We start from the raw sequence: 14842 nt of genomic DNA on the forward strand, positions 1-14842 counted from the left end.
CCCCCGGACGTCGCGGGACGCAATCAGACCTTGGTGGCTCCCACGACGGGTGTCTTCATGCGCGCCCGCAGACGGGCCTCGCGCCAGGTGATATAGCTGATCGCCCCGATCATCAGCCCGCCGCCCAGGATGACCCAGGCGTCCAGAGGTTCGGCAAAGACCAGAACCCCGATCAGGCTGGCCCAGACCAGCTGCAGGAAGGTCACGGGCTGCGTGACCGTCAGGGGCGCGGCCGCAAAGGCCCGCGTCATCGTGTAATGCCCCGCCGTCGCGAACAGTGCGACCAGACCCAGCCAGCCCACCTGCCCCCAGGTCGGCGGCACCCATTGCGCCCAGGCCAGCGGAGCCAGACCGATGGCGACCGTCACCGACATCATGGCCACCACCACCGATGCCGGCACCCGTTCCGACAGCCGCTTTGCCACCAGATAGGACGATCCGAACGCGACCGAAGCCATGACCTGCGACATGTGCCCCGCATCCAGCTCCCTCAGGCCCGGACGCAGCACGATCAGCGCCCCCAACAACGCCACCCCGATGGCGGCGATGCGGCGGGCGGCCAGTTTCTCGCCCATGAACAGGGCCGCACCGATGGTGACGATGATGGGGTTCAGAAAGCCGATGGCCGTCACCTCGGCGATGGTGATGCGCGACATGGCAAAGAACCAGGCCACCACCGCCACGACATGCAGCCCCCCGCGCAGCGCGAACATGCCCCAGACCGGGGCCGGGAAACCGCGTCTCAGCGCGGGCCAGACGATAGGGATCAGGAAGACCACGCCGATTACGAAGCGGATGAAGGCCGCCTGCGCCGCAGGCAGCGCACCGTCCAGCCCGCGCACGATGGTGTTGACCGCGACGAAGCACAGCCCCGTGACCAGCATCCAGCCGATGCCGACCAAGTCCCGCGATGTGGTGTTCGTTGATTGCATGATCTGCACCTGCCGCCTTTCCCGCGACAAGGCAAGTCCGTTCGGTGTCAGCCCAGCGCCAGCCGCAGCGCGATGGCCCACATGACACAGCCGACGCCGAATTCCAGCCAGCGCCAGGCGGCGGGTCTGCGAAACAGCGGTTCCAGCAACCGCGCGCCATAGCCCAGCGAAAAGAAGAACAGGAACGATCCGGTCACCGCCCCCGCCCCGAACACCCCGGGCATCGGCCACTGCGCCGAGATCGCCCCCAGCAGAACGACCGTATCCAGCCAGACATGCGGGTTCAGCCATGTCAGCGCGGCGATGGTCGCCAGGGCGGCGCCCAGGCTCTGGGCCTGGCCTTCGGGGCGCAGCGCCTCACCCCCGCGCCAGGCGGCCCGGAAGGCGCGCAGCCCGTAGATCACCAGAAACGCCACCCCGCCCCAGCGCATCGCCTGAAACAGCCAGGGCCAGCGCAGGCCGGCGCTGGCCATGCCCGCGACACCCAAGATGATCAGCACCGCGTCCGAAATCGCGCAGAACAGGCAGATGGCCAATACATGCCGGCGCAGGATGCCCTGCTTCAACACGAAGGCGTTCTGCGCCCCGATCGCCAGGATCAGGGACAGTCCGGTCCCCAGACCCGCCAGATATGACAGCATCGGCCCTCCATCGAAAAAATCGCCGGGCAACAGCCCTGCTGCCCGACGACCCTTTGCCCTGCAGGAATGCGTCCGGCCTTACAGGCTGGCCGCGACATCCTCGGAGAGGTCGAAATTGCCGATGACGTTTTGCACGTCGTCGTCATCTTCCAGCGTGTCGATCAGCTTCATCAGCTTCTGGGCGGTTTCCACGTCGGTGATCTCGGTCGGGGCCTGCGGCTTCCAGATCAGCTTGGCGGTTTCGGATTCGCCCAAGGACGCCTCCAGCGCGGTCGCGACCTCGTTCAGGGCGGTGTCGGCACAATAGATCCAGTGACCTTCATCGTCGCTTTGCACGTCATCGGCACCGGCTTCGATGGCGGCCATCATGACCGTATCGGCGTCGCCCACGCTGGCGGGATAAACGATTTCGCCCACGCGGTCGAACATGAACGCGACCGAACCCGTCTGCCCCATGTCGCCGCCCGACTTGGTGAAATAGCTGCGGACATTGGATGCGGTGCGGTTGCGGTTGTCGGTCATCGCCTCGACCAGCAGGGCGATGCCGTTCGGGCCGTAACCTTCGTAACGGATCTCGTCGTAATTGTCGCCCTCACCGGCCTGCGATTTCTTGATGGCCCGGTCGATCACGTCCTTGGGGACGGATTTCGACTTGGCTTCCTTGACGGCCATGCGCAGGCGGGGGTTCTTGTCGGGATCAGGGTCGCCCATCTTGGCGGCCACGGTGATTTCCTTGGCCAGCTTCGAAAACAGCTTCGAACGCTGAGCGTCCTGCCGGCCCTTGCGATGCTGGATGTTGGCCCATTTTGAATGACCTGCCATGTCGGGTCGCCCTTCACAATTCAATTGAAAACCTTGCGGGCTTTTAGTCCACAGGAAGGGTGCATCGCAAGACGAACCGGAATGGGTCTGCTTGCGTTCGGTGCAACGGCCGGGATGACGGCCCAGACGAGGATATCCATGACCCCCCAACAGATCCTGCTTTTCGCCCTTCTGGGCCTGATGATTGCGCTGATGCTGTGGGGGCGGTGGCGATACGACCTCGTGGCCTTCGGCGGGCTGATGGCGGCGGTCCTGATGGGGATCGTCCCGTCCGAGGACGCGTTCTCGGGCTTTGGCAACCCGACCACCCTGATCGTGGCACTGGTGCTGATCGCGACGGCCGGTCTGAACCGGTCGGGGGCGGTGGCGCGCATGGCCCGGCTGATCGCCTCGCGTCAGCGGGGCACCACGGCCCATGTGCTGGTCTTTGGCACCGTGGGGGGTCTGCTGTCCGGGTTCATGAACAATATCGCGGCGCTGGCCATGCTGATGCCCGTCGATCTGCAGGCGGCGCGCAAGGCCAACCGCCAGACAGGCCTGACGCTGATGCCGCTGGCCTTCGCGACGATCCTGGGCGGCATGCTGACGCTGATCGGCACGCCCCCCAACCTGATCGTGTCGGGATTCCGCGCTGATGTGCTGGGCGAGCCTTACCGGATGTTCGATTTCCTTCCCGTGGGCGGCGCGGTCGCCGTGGCGGGGATCGCCTTCATCGGCCTTGTCGGCTGGCGCCTGATCCCCGGCGCACGCGAAGACGCGCCCAGCGAAGGCGACGGACCCCAGCGCCGCTATGTCTCGGCGCTGGTGGTGACCGAAGCCGGCCTGACCACCGCCCGCCTGATCGCCGATGCGCGTGCCGAGGCCGCCAAGGCGAATGTCCGCATCATCGGTTTGCGCCGCCATGGGCAGGACATCGCGGGCAATCTGGATGACGTGACGATCGCGGATGGTGACGTCATCGTCCTGCGCGCCGACCCGCAGGCCTTGGACGAATTCAGATCGACCAACAATCTCTCGTTCCCCGACGGCCGGATGGAGCCCCGCGCGCGCAAGGACGCCGAAGGCCAGCAGCTGATCGAATGCCTGGTGCCGCGGGCCTCGGGGATCGCGGGCCGGTCGGTGCAATCCTTTGGGCTGACGAACCGCCATGACAGCGTCCTGATCGGGATGCGCCGTCAGGGACTGGCGCTGCGCCGCGACCTGTCGCGCCAGACGCTGCAATCGGGGGACATGCTGCTGTTGCTGGTCCCCGAAAGCCGCATCGAGGACATGCTGGCCGCCACCGGCCTGCTGCGCATCGATGGCGGCAGCCTGTCGGTCCAGCGCGAACGCCACATGCGCGCGGCGGTTGGACTGTTCGCGCTGGCGGTGGCGGCTGCGTCCTTCGGGGTGACGACGATGCCGATCGCGCTTGGCTGCGTCATCATCGCCTATGTGCTGTTCGGGGTGCTGTCGGTGCATGAGCTTTACGACCATGTCGACTGGCCGATCATCGTGCTGTTGGGAAGCATGATCCCCTTGGGGCTGGCCTTGGACCAGACGGGCGGCTCGGCGCTGATCGCGCAGGGGCTGGCCAGCCTGACGCAGGGCTATCCGGCGTGGATCGCGCTGGTGCTGCTGATGGCGGCCACGATGATGTTGTCGGATGTCCTGAACAACAACGCCACGACCATCATCGCAGCCCCGGTCAGCATCCGTCTGGCCGAACAGCTGGGCGTTCAGCCCGACGCCTTCCTGATGGGGGTGGCGGTCGCGGCCTCCTGCGCCTTCCTGACGCCGATCGGACACCAGAACAACACGTTGATCCTGGGGCCGGGCAATTACCGCTTTGGCGATTACTGGCGGATGGGGCTGCCGTTGGAGATCATCGTCATGGCCGTGTCCGTGCCGCTCTTGCTGATCGTCTGGCCGCTGTGACCTGCCCACGAAACGCGAAACGCGGCCCGAAGGGGCCGCGCATGGCGTCTGCAGTCGGACCGCAAAAGGTTACAGCGCGGCTGCGCCACCCAGGATGCGGCGGATTTCGCCTTCGCGGGTCAGACCCTTGGCGGCAAGTTCCGCGTCGCTGTGCTGGCTCAGGCGGTTCAGCGCGCGCATCTGCGGGCTTGCCTCGGCCAGGGTGATCATGAAGCGGCCGATGGCCCGGAACGGAGCCAGCAGAGCGCTGGTCGGAAATGCTGCGGTCTTTTGGCCGGCAGTTGCGATGGTCGCCATGTGGAAACTCCTTGCGAATAGGTCGTTTCCTCCCTTGCCCTCATAGATCGGCCTTTCGGGCGCGGATCACAACCGCCGATGCTGCATGGCAGCATTGCGATCCGCGAAAGGTTCCCCAAGGGCCGCTGCGGCAGGGCCGTCACAGCGGCCAGATCAACGGGATCAGCGTGGACGCCACCAGCGCCATCAACAGGTTCAACGGCAGGCCGACCTTGATGAAATCGGCAAAGCGATAGCCGCCCGGACCATAGACCAGCGTGTTGGTCTGATAGCCGATGGGCGTTGCGAAACTGGCCGAGGCCCCCATCATCACCGCCACCACCAGGGGGCGCGGATCGACGCCCAGCGAATTGCCAAGGCTGATCGCCAAGGGCGTGACGATGACGGCAACGGCATTGTTCGTCACTGTTTCCGTCAAGGATGTCGCCAGCATATAGACCGCCAGCACCAGCGCCCAATGCGGCAGCGTCGCCAGCCAGGGCGCGACCTTGTCCACGACCAGCTGCACCGCGCCGCTGTTTTCCAGACCCGCGCCGACCGCCAGCATGGCGAAGATCAGCGCCATCAGGCGACCGTCGACAAAGGACAATGCTTCGTCGGCGTCGATGCAGCGCGTTCCCAGCACCACGGCCACCCCGATGAAGGACAAGAGCAGGATCGGTGCCACCTCGAAGGCGGACAGCACGACGACGCCGACCAGCGTGGCGACCACGATCGGCGCGTGGCGGCGGCGATAGGCACGGTCCGAGGGCGCGTTGACCTCGACCATGTCCATGTCGCTGGCCAGCCGCTGGATGTCGGTCGATGCCCCCTCCAGCAGCAGCGTGTCGCCCACGCGCACGACCAGATCATCCAGCTGACGCCCGATATTCTGGTTCTTGCGATGCGCGGCCAGGACATAGACACCATAGCGACGGCGCAGGCGCATCGACCCCAGCGATCGACCGACCATGTGGCAGCCCGGCGTGATCAGCACCTCGACCGTCGAGGTCTGGACCGAACTCAGCTTGTCCACCATGCGCAGGTCCTTGTGGGTCTGCAGGCCCAAGACCTCGGACATGGGCGTGCGCAGGACGACGCGGTCGCCCTCCTCCAGCTGGACGGCGGCCAGGTCGCGGCGCAGGGATGCATCGCCGCGCAGCACGTCGATGACGCGGGCGCTGTCGCGGGCAAAGATGTCGACCTCGTCCAGCGTCTTGCCGATCAGGGCCGATCCTTCGGGAATGGCCACCTCGGTAAAGAACTTCATCTTGCTGCGGCCCGACAGCAGCTGCGACATGGAATCGCGGTCGGGCAGCAGGCGGGGGGCGAAGATCAGCAGATAGGTGACCCCCACGACCGCCATCGGCAGGCCGACCCAGGTGATCTCGAAGATGGAGAAATGTTCCATTCCCGCGGACCGCGCGACCCCGTCCACCAGCAGGTTGGTCGATGTGCCGATCAGCGTCATCGTACCACCCAGGATCGACAGATAGGACAGCGGGATCAACAGCTTGGAGGGCGATTTACCCATTTCCTTGGCCAGCTGCATGAAGATCGGCATCATCACCACGACCAGCGGCGTGTTGTTGACGAATGCCGACATGGTGCAGACCAGGATCGACACGGATGCCAGGGTCAGCATCGGATGCGCCCCGGCATGACGCGCCGCGCGCTGCCCGATCCAGTCCAGCGCCCCGGTCCGCACCAGTCCGCCCACGATGATGAACATGAAGGCGATGGTCCAGGGCGCCGCGTTCGACAGCACCCCGGATATATGGCTGACATCCAGAATGCCAAGCCCAAGCAGGGTGACGGCACCAAGGATCGCGGTGACTTCCGGGGGATAGGTCTCTCGGATGAACAAGGTCAGCATGGCAATGATGATGAAGATGGTCACCACTGCACCGGTCATCCCGGTCAATTCAAATCCGAACATTCAAAACTCATTCCTGGCGCGGGCGCTGCGCCCCGCATTCGCGGCATATTGCGCCGGAAGACCAAAGCCCCGCAAGCCGTCTTCACCGTGGCGCGCCCGGCCCGCGACGCAAGGTCGGAGGGCCGGGCGAAAGGGTCACGCAGGGTGGGTCTGGGCCAGCCGCCCGCCGTCGCGCACCGGCTGGATGGCCTTGGCCATGCCGGTCCGGTCATCCGTTTCGACCAGGACGCCCGACAGCGTCGCCTCGCCATCGGCGGGGGTGAAGCGGTCGCGGGGCATGCCGGTGATGAAACGGCGCATCGGCTCGGTCTTGTCCATGCCGATGACGCTGTCGTAATCGCCGCACATGCCCGCATCCGACAGATAGGCCGTGCCGCGCGGCAGGATCTGCGCATCGGCGGTCGGCACATGGGTGTGGGTGCCCACGATCAGACTGGCGCGCCCATCGCAGAAATGGCCCATCGCCATCTTCTCGCTGGTGGCCTCGGCGTGGATATCGACCAGGATGGCCTGGACCATGCCGCCGGGCGGATGCGCCCGCAGCACCGCATCCAGCGCCGAGAACGGATCGTCATAGGGCCGCGACATGAAGACCTGTCCCAGCGCCTGCGTGATCAGCGCCTTGCGCCCGCGCGCGTCGCTGATGATCGCGGCGCCCCTGCCCGGCGCATCGCGCGCGAAATTCAGGGGGCGGACTATCCGAGGTTCCTTTTCGATGAAGGGCATCATGTCCTTCTGGTCAAAGGCATGATCGCCCAAGGTCAGGCAATCGGCGCCCGAATCAAGAAGCAGCTGCGCGTGACCGGCGGTCGCCCCGCGCCCTCCGCTGGAATTTTCGGCATTGACCACAACAAGGTCGGCCTTCAACCGTGCCCGCAGCCCGGCCAGGCGTTCGGAAATCGCCCGACGGCCCGCGCGGCCCATCACATCGCCTAGAAACAGAATTCGCATATGGTCGTGCTATGCCAAACTTGCCCGACCCTCAAGCCGGGACGCCAGAACGGAAAAAGGGCCGCCCATATGGGCAGCCCTTCGAAACATCGCATCCAAAGGATGGATCAGGCGAACTGAACGTTCGTTGCCGATTCGCGACCGTCGCGGCCACGCTCCAGCTCATACGTCACCTTCTGGCCATCAGCCGGAGCCGACAGACCAGCGCGCTCGAGCGCCGAGATGTGAAGGAAAACGTCCTGGCGGCCGCCTTCCGGTTGAATGAAGCCGAAGCCTTTGGTGCTGTTGAACCATTTCACGGTGCCGTTGGCCATCGTGAGATCTCCTGTCAGTTATGCCACCCGCAGTATGCAGTGGCTTGGCCGGTCAGATTAACAAAGCAGACTGAAGCCGGAAGCAGACAGGATGCAGAGAATTTAACGTAGCAAGGCACCATATAGCGCATCGGTGCCGCCCTTACAAGCCTTGATCGGAAATTCATGGTGCCGGCTGAGGGATTTGAACCCCCGACCCCCTGATTACAAATCAGACGCTCTACCACTGAGCTAAGCCGGCAATACCAGACGCAAATATCGCGCGTTCACGGCTTGCGCAAGTCATCCTTGCGCCCGCCCAGGTTGGTGCGCGCCAGCAGGGCCACCGCCAGGATGCCCACGGCCATCACCACCAAGGCTGCGGGGGCGGCATTGCCCAGGTCTTCCAGGCTGGCGCGTTCATGGGTGCGGGTGGCCAGCGTTTCGTAATTGAAGGGCCGCAGCAGCAGCGTGGCGGGCAGTTCCTTGACGCAATCGACAAAGACCAGCAGCAGCGCCGCCCCGACCGATCCGCGCATCAGCGGCAGGAAGACATCGCGCAGCACCCCCGCATTGTCGCGCCCCAGCGACCGCGCCGCCATGGGCAGCGACGGCGACACGCGGGTGAAGGCCCCGTCGATGGCGCCCTGCCCGATGGCGAAGAAGCGCACCGTATAGGCAAAGACGATCGCCGCCCCCGTCCCTGTCAGCATCAGCCCCGGATCGGTGCCCGCCAGCGCCAGCCAGGCATCGGCCAGCCGGTGGTCCAGCGCCGCCAGCGGGATCAGGATGCCCACCGCCAGCACCGCCCCCGGCGCGGCATAGCCGACCGTGGTCACCGGCTGCAGCAGGCGCGGCAGCGCGCGTCCCGACAGCCGCGTGCCATAGACCATGATCAGCGCCATCGCGACCGTCAGCAGCGCCGCCATCGCGCCCAGGCTGACCGTGTGCCAGGCGGCCTTGCCAAGGCCTGGCGACACCCACCCCTCGGGATAGGCCAGCGCATAGGACAGGATCACCCCCACCGGCAGCAGGAAACCCATCGCGAAGGGCAGGATGCAGGCCAGCATCGCCCCCAGCCCTGCCACCCATGACAGCCGCTGACGTTGGATCGGGCGCGGCTGGCGGGCGCTTTGGTGATAGCGCGCATTGCGCCGCCCGAACCGTTCCCACAGCGCCAGGATGACCACGATCAGCAGGATGACGCAGGCGATCTGGGCAGCCCCGCCCGCGTTGCGGCGTTCCAGCCAGGTGGTGAAGATGCCGGTGTTCAGCGTCTGAACGCCGAAATAGCTGACGACGCCGTAATCGGCCACGGCCTCCATCATGGCGATGGCCGAACCCGCGACGATGGCCGGACGCGCCAGCGGCAGGCCCACGCGGCGAAACAGCCCCCAGGGACCGGTGCCCAAGGCGCGCGCGACCTCATAGGCACTGCCGGATTGTTCATGCAGCGCGGCGCGGGTCAGCAGATAGACATAGGGCGCCAGCGCCGAGGCAAGCACCACGATCGCCGCCTCCAGCGACCGGATGCGCGGGAACCAGTAATCGCGCGCCGTTTCCCACCCGAACCAGCCGCGCAGCGCGATCTGCACCGGGCCGGAATAATCCAGGAAATCCGCCAGCGCATAGGCCCCGATATAGGCGGGCACCGCCAATGGCAGCAGCAGCAGCCATTGCAGCCAGCGCCGCCCCGGAAAGTCATACATGCTGACCAGCCAGGCCGAACCGGTGCCCATCGCCGCCGCCAGCGCCCCGGTCCCCACAGCCAGGATGACCGTATTGCCGAAATAGCGCGGCATCACCGTCGACAGCAAATGCGGCCAGATGTTGTCGGTGGGGTTGGCGGCGATCCAGACCACCGCCATGACCGGCATCAGGACCAGCGCCGCGACCATGACCGCGGCCAGGGACCAGCCCATGCCGCCCCCCTGCCGCAGGGCGGTGTCGTGACGGCGCCGGGATGCCGGTTTGGGGGCGGTGCTGGTCATGGGGGACGCGATATGCCAAAGCGGTTTGACTGTCCACGGCAGAGCGGTAATCTGCGGTCAAATGCGGATCGCGCCCGAAGGTGCGGCGAAAACAAGGCGGGACAGTCGCGATGCAGATGGTTTTTCACATGGGCGTTCACGCCACTGACGGGGACCGGCTGCTCAAGACGCTGCTGAACAACCGATCCGCCCTGCAGAAGGCGGGCACCGAGGTCGTGACCCCGAACCGCCACCGCGGCATGTTCGACGAGGCGCTGAAATCGCTGGACGGCGGCACCGCCACCGTCGAGATGGAACAGATCATGCTGGACGCCATGCTGGACAGCGACCACACGTCGCGGGTGGTGATGTCCACGCCGACCTTCATGGGCGCGCCGGGACGCGCGGTGGGCCAGGACGGCCTTTATCCGCAGATGGGTGCGCGGGCGGCGGCGCTGGCGCGGCTGTTCCCCTCGGCCGAGGCCGAATTCCACCTGGCGCTGCGCAACCCCGCGACCCTGCTGACCGATATCCTGCCGCAGGTGGCGGGGGGCGATTACACAGGCCTGATGCAGGGCTGCCATCCGCTGCAGTTGCGCTGGCGCACGGCCATCCAGAACCTGGTCCGCGCGGCACGGGGACGCCGCATGGTCATCTGGTGCCACGAGGACGTGCCCCTGATCTGGCCCGAGATCGTGCGCATCGTCGGCGGCCTTCCCAACAACGTGCCGCTATCGGGCGGTCTGCTCTATATGCATGAAATTCTTGGGGATATCGGCATCGCACGGCTGCGCGACGCGATGGGCATCCAGGACCAGGTCTCCGTCACGCAGCGCCGCCAGATCTATGGCGACGTGCTGCAGAAGCATGCCCTGCCCGGAACGCTGGACCAGGTGATCGACCTGCCCGGATGGACGCAGCAGGTCGTCGACCAGGTGACCGACAACTATCGCGCCGATGTCGCGGAAATCGCCGTGCTGCCCGGCGTCGAATTCATCATGCCCTAAGGCGGGCATCGGCCGGGGACGACGCCCCGGCCCGTCGCGTCAGGCCATGCCCAGGGCGGTCTTGTACATCTCCAGGATGGCTTCCTCCTCGGCGATGTCGTCGCGGTCGCGTTTGCGCAGGGCGATGATCTTCTTCATCACCTTGGTGTCGTATCCGCGGGCCTTCGCCTCGGACATGATTTCCTTCTGCTGTTCGGCGATATCCTTCTTTTCGGCTTCCAGCTGTTCGAACTGTTCGATGAACTGGCGCAGTTCGTCCGCGGCCACGCCATAGGCTTGATCGTCCGACATGTCATTCTTCCTTCCTGAGCTTTTGGACGATGTGTTAGGCGGTCTTGTTGCGGGGTGCAATCGCCGCTAGGGCGGCGCGACGCTGCTGTGAACGCAAGGGGACGCGACATGACGATTTTCGACTGGCTGATCTGGACCGGTGCCGCATTGACGGTGGCGGGCCTTGCGGCGCTGGTCTGGTGCATCTGGACGGTCGCACGGGCCAAGGCACGGGGCCTGGACGACGAAACCCTGCGCATCCGCATGCGCAAGGTGCTGGCCGTCAACATGGGCGCGCTGGCGGCATCCTGCATCGGGTTGATGATGGTCGTCGTGGGCATCTTCCTGGCCCCCTGATCCGACCCGAAGAGAGAACAACATGAGAGTGCTTGCCCAACGCGTCTCCGAGGCCTCGGTCCGGGTCGACGGCGACATCGTCGGCCAGATCGGCGAGGGATTGCTGCTGCTGGTTTGTGCCATGCAGGGCGATGACGCCGCCGCCGTCGACAAGATGGCCGCCCGCGTCGCCAAGCTGCGGATCTTTCGGGACGGCGATGGCCGGATGAACCGCGCCCTGACCGAGACCGGCGGATCGGCGCTGGTCGTCAGCCAGTTCACGCTGGCCGCCGATCTGCGCAGCGGCAACCGTCCCGGCTTTTCGCAGGCCGCCCCACCCGAACGGGGCGAGGCCCTGTATCTGCGCTTTGCCGAAAGCCTGCGCGCGCAGGGGATCGCGGTCGAAACCGGGCGCTTTGGTGCCGACATGAAGGTGTCGCTGCTGAATGACGGCCCCGTCACCATCTGGATGGACAGCGCAGACCGCGCTTGACTTTCGGGGCAACTTGCCCCATTTGCACCCCATCGCCGACCGCTGCCGCGTGAGCAGTCGCAAGCACCGCTTGTCATGGCGGCGATACCCATTCCAGTTTCCCATTCACGCGGGGAGGCATGCAGGCACCCTCGTATCACGCCTGCACCCCTGCAATAAGCTGCGCCATGTTTGCGCGGCCCATGCCTTTGCGTCCGATACGAGGGATGCTGGGCACGAAAGTCTTTTGATGGAACAGACCACCACCCGTCGCCGCCCCAACCGTGGCGGCAAGTCGGCCCCGCGCCTTTCGCCCCAAGCCATGGCCAATGAAGGCCGCCGCGCCCCGGCACGCGATCCGCTGGCCACCGGCCCCTTTGCGGATATGGGCATCGACCACCGCATCAATTCGAACATCGACGCGATGGGCCTGAAATCGCCCACCCCGATCCAGGAACAGGGCATCCCCGCCATCGTCGAAGGCCGTGACGTCCTGGGCCTGGCGCAGACCGGCACCGGCAAGACGGCCGCCTTCGGCCTGCCGATGCTGACCCGCCTGATCAAATACGGCAAGAAGCCCGAACCGCGCACCTGCCGCGCGCTGATCCTGGCGCCGACCCGCGAACTGGCCACCCAGATCGCCACGAACATCGACGCCTATGCCGAAGGCACGCCGATCCGGTCGTTCCGCGTCGTGGGCGGCGCTTCGATCAACGTCCAGACCGAGCGCCTGTCGCGCGGCGTCGACGTGCTGATCGCCACGCCCGGCCGCCTGATGGACCTGATCGAGCGTCGCGCCATCAGCCTGGAAGCCACCACCTATCTGGTGCTGGACGAGGCCGACCAGATGCTGGACATCGGCTTTATCCACACGCTGCGCAAGATCGCGCGGATGCTGCCCCGCGAACGCCAGACGCTGATGTTCTCGGCAACGATGCCCAAGCTGATGTCGGAACTGTCGGACACCTACCTGACGAACCCGGTCAAGGTCGCCGTGAACCCTCCGGGTCAGGCCGCCAAGCAGATCGAACAGGGCGTCCATTTCGTCGGTCAGGGCGACAAGGCGACGCTTCTGGCCGAATACATGTCCAAGCACACCGGCGAATTGTCGATGGTCTTCGGGCGCACCAAGCATGGCTGCGAAAAGCTGTCCAAGCTGCTGGAGAAATGGGGCTTTGCCGTCGCCGCGATCCATGGCAACAAGAGCCAGGGCCAGCGTGAACGCGCGCTGGAGGCCTTCCGCAAGGGAGAGATCAAGGTTCTGGTCGCCACCGACGTGGCAGCCCGCGGCCTGGACATCCCCGAAGTCGCGCATGTCTATAACTATGACCTGCCGAACGTGCCGGAAAACTATGTCCACCGCATCGGCCGGACGGCCCGCGCCGGTCGCGACGGTCGCGCCGTGGCCTTCTGTGCCCCGGCCGAGGTCGGCGAATTGCGCGCCATCGAAAAGGCGATGAAGAACGCGATCCCCGTCATCGGCGGAGAGGTTCCCTTCGGTGCGCCCCCCGCAGGCGGCCTTCAGCGCGGCCGCAAGTTCGGTGGCCCAGACAATGGCGGCTATAAGCGCCCGGCACGCCGCCCGTCGCGCGCGCCGAAAAGCCGTCAGGCCTGAAGCGCCTGAAGAACAAAAGGAAAGGGCCGCAGGATCAACATCCTGCGGCCCTTTCTTGTTGCGGCGTTCCAGTGCCTGTCATGCTGCCGCACGCAGCCGCAGGCGCGGCAGCGACAAGGCCGCCGTCGCCCATGCCAGCGCCGCGCAGAGGGCGATGGCCGGCACCATGGTCGATGCGGTGTTGTTCATGAACGGACCCGTCAGGGCGATCATCAGCCCGCCCGTCAGCATCTGGAACGTCCCGCCGATGGACGAGGCCAGCCCCGCGATATCGGGATGGGGGTCCAGCGACATGACCATCGCCGTCGGCATGACCAGCCCCAAAAAGGCATAGGACAGGAACAGCCCCGCCATCACCACCGGCAGCGCGTCAAAGCCCGACCAGACGACCAGCACCGTCAGCGCGGCCATGCCCGCAAAACCGGTGATGGCGATCGAGATCACCCGCTCCATCCCGTAGCGTTCGGCCAGGCGTCCGGCGAATTGCGAGGCGCTGAAGAAGCCCACCGCATTGGCCGCGAAGGCCAGTGAAAAGCCCGTCGGGCTCAGCCCGTATTGGCGGGTATAGACGAAACTGGCGCTGGACAGGAACACGAAGAAGCTGGCCATGCCAAAGCCGCCGATCATGGTCAGCCCCATGAAGCGGCGATCCGTCAGCAGCCGTTTCGCACCGGCCCACATGACGCCGACGCGCACGGGCTGACGGCGATCGGCAGGCAGGGTTTCGGGCAGGACGAAGACGATCAGGCCGAAGCTGGCGATGGCCGCCACGGCCAGCACGGCAAAGATCTCGCGCCAGCCGCCCCAGGCCAGGACCAGCGATCCGGTCAGCGGCGCCAGCATGGGCGAGATCGAGATCACAATCATGATCGCCGCCATCATCCGTGCCGCCGCAGGCCCGGTCGCCATGTCGCGGATCACCGCGCGGGGCACGGCCATCAGGGCTGCGGCCCCCAGCCCCTGCACCGCCCGCGCGGCGATCAGCCAGCCCAGGGTCGGGGCCAGCGATGCGGCGATGGTGGCAATGCTGAAGATCCCGACGCCGATCATCAGGGGACGCTTGCGGCCCATCGCGTCGGCCATCGGTCCATAGATCATCTGCGCCAGCCCGAAGACCAGGAAATAGGCCGTCAGCGTCAGCGCGGCCCCGGCCTCGGACGTGTCCAGATCGCGGGCCACTTCGGGCAGCGCTGGCAGATACATGTCGATGGCAAAGGGACCGACGGCGGACAGAAGGCCCAGCACCAGGGCCATGCGGAACAGCGGATCACGCATCTTGGCTGACCTTTCAGGAGTGACTGTCGAAGGAATGGGGCCGGACGGGACCGGCCTTGCGCGTTCTGCCACGCGGGCCATGATCGCGCAACCTTGATGGCCGCACGGGACGGCGCTATGGGCTGG

At 66.0% G+C, this 14842-nt stretch carries 15 protein-coding genes and 1 tRNA gene; 5 read left to right on the top strand and 11 right to left on the bottom strand.

Annotated features, from left to right (window positions below; all coding sequences use genetic code 11):
* Window positions 1-23: 23 nt before the first annotated feature.
* The 3 genes from IE00_RS11565 to IE00_RS11575 form a co-directional block, all read right to left on the bottom strand.
* On the bottom strand, window positions 24-932 hold the full coding sequence (locus IE00_RS11565) for a DMT family transporter (protein WP_072297387.1): 909 nt from the start codon (window positions 930-932) through the stop codon (window positions 24-26).
* 47 nt (window positions 933-979) lie between these two features.
* Window positions 980-1573, bottom strand: coding sequence for a LysE/ArgO family amino acid transporter (locus IE00_RS11570; protein WP_072297388.1), 594 nt, complete (start codon window positions 1571-1573; stop codon window positions 980-982).
* Between the two features lie 78 nt (window positions 1574-1651).
* Window positions 1652-2395 carry a YebC/PmpR family DNA-binding transcriptional regulator gene (locus IE00_RS11575; protein ID WP_072297277.1) on the bottom strand — a complete coding sequence of 248 codons (744 nt, stop codon included), beginning with the start codon at window positions 2393-2395 and terminating at the stop codon, window positions 1652-1654.
* A gap of 138 nt (window positions 2396-2533) precedes the next feature.
* Here IE00_RS11575 and IE00_RS11580 point away from each other — a divergent pair, with 138 nt between their 5' ends.
* The gene (locus IE00_RS11580; protein WP_072297389.1) at window positions 2534-4312 is read left to right on the top strand and encodes an SLC13 family permease; all 1779 of its coding nucleotides are present in this window, start codon (window positions 2534-2536) and stop codon (window positions 4310-4312) included.
* A 69-nt stretch (window positions 4313-4381) separates the two neighbouring features.
* Here IE00_RS11580 and IE00_RS11585 read toward each other — a convergent pair whose 3' ends face one another.
* The 6 genes from IE00_RS11585 to IE00_RS11610 form a co-directional block, all read right to left on the bottom strand.
* Window positions 4382-4609: a hypothetical protein gene (locus tag IE00_RS11585; RefSeq protein WP_072297278.1), complete on the bottom strand. Its 228-nt coding sequence runs from the start codon at window positions 4607-4609 to the stop codon at window positions 4382-4384.
* A gap of 139 nt (window positions 4610-4748) precedes the next feature.
* On the bottom strand, window positions 4749-6527 hold the full coding sequence (locus IE00_RS11590) for an SLC13 family permease (protein ID WP_072297279.1): 1779 nt from the start codon (window positions 6525-6527) through the stop codon (window positions 4749-4751).
* Window positions 6528-6662: 135 nt separating this feature from the next.
* Complete coding sequence (locus IE00_RS11595) at window positions 6663-7478, bottom strand: TIGR00282 family metallophosphoesterase (RefSeq protein ID WP_072297280.1); 816 nt, start codon at window positions 7476-7478, stop codon at window positions 6663-6665.
* 107 nt (window positions 7479-7585) lie between these two features.
* Window positions 7586-7792 (bottom strand): cold-shock protein, encoded by a 207-nt coding sequence (locus IE00_RS11600; RefSeq protein ID WP_072297281.1) that lies wholly within the window; start codon window positions 7790-7792, stop codon window positions 7586-7588.
* Between the two features lie 166 nt (window positions 7793-7958).
* Window positions 7959-8033, bottom strand: a tRNA-Thr gene (locus IE00_RS11605).
* 25 nt (window positions 8034-8058) lie between these two features.
* Window positions 8059-9693 carry an iron ABC transporter permease gene (locus IE00_RS11610; protein ID WP_240493881.1) on the bottom strand — a complete coding sequence of 545 codons (1635 nt, stop codon included), beginning with the start codon at window positions 9691-9693 and terminating at the stop codon, window positions 8059-8061.
* Window positions 9694-9872: 179 nt separating this feature from the next.
* Here IE00_RS11610 and IE00_RS11615 point away from each other — a divergent pair, with 179 nt between their 5' ends.
* Window positions 9873-10748, top strand: a complete 876-nt coding sequence (locus IE00_RS11615) for a hypothetical protein (RefSeq protein ID WP_072297283.1) — start codon at window positions 9873-9875, stop codon at window positions 10746-10748.
* Between the two features lie 39 nt (window positions 10749-10787).
* Here IE00_RS11615 and IE00_RS11620 read toward each other — a convergent pair whose 3' ends face one another.
* Entirely contained in the window at window positions 10788-11039 is a 252-nt protein-coding gene (locus IE00_RS11620) for a DUF2312 domain-containing protein (RefSeq protein ID WP_072297284.1), read from the bottom strand.
* 108 nt (window positions 11040-11147) lie between these two features.
* Here IE00_RS11620 and IE00_RS11625 point away from each other — a divergent pair, with 108 nt between their 5' ends.
* The 3 genes from IE00_RS11625 (at window position 11148) to IE00_RS11635 (ending at window position 13441) form a co-directional block, all read left to right on the top strand.
* Window positions 11148-11375 (top strand): hypothetical protein, encoded by a 228-nt coding sequence (locus IE00_RS11625; RefSeq protein WP_072297285.1) that lies wholly within the window; start codon window positions 11148-11150, stop codon window positions 11373-11375.
* 22 nt (window positions 11376-11397) lie between these two features.
* Window positions 11398-11847 (top strand): D-aminoacyl-tRNA deacylase, encoded by a 450-nt coding sequence (gene dtd, locus IE00_RS11630; RefSeq protein WP_072297286.1) that lies wholly within the window; start codon window positions 11398-11400, stop codon window positions 11845-11847.
* Window positions 11848-12148: 301 nt separating this feature from the next.
* Window positions 12149-13441, top strand: a complete 1293-nt coding sequence (locus IE00_RS11635; RefSeq protein WP_371328441.1) for a DEAD/DEAH box helicase — start codon at window positions 12149-12151, stop codon at window positions 13439-13441.
* A gap of 78 nt (window positions 13442-13519) precedes the next feature.
* Here the strand turns inward: IE00_RS11635 and IE00_RS11640 are convergent, their stop codons facing one another.
* A complete protein-coding gene (locus tag IE00_RS11640; RefSeq protein WP_072297288.1) occupies window positions 13520-14716 on the bottom strand; it encodes a multidrug effflux MFS transporter in 1197 nt (398 codons plus the stop codon).
* Window positions 14717-14842: the final 126 nt, after the last annotated feature.

The sequence above is a fragment of the Paracoccus sp. SM22M-07 genome, from assembly GCF_001887735.1.
In the GTDB taxonomy this organism is placed as follows: Bacteria; Pseudomonadota; Alphaproteobacteria; order Rhodobacterales; family Rhodobacteraceae; genus Paracoccus.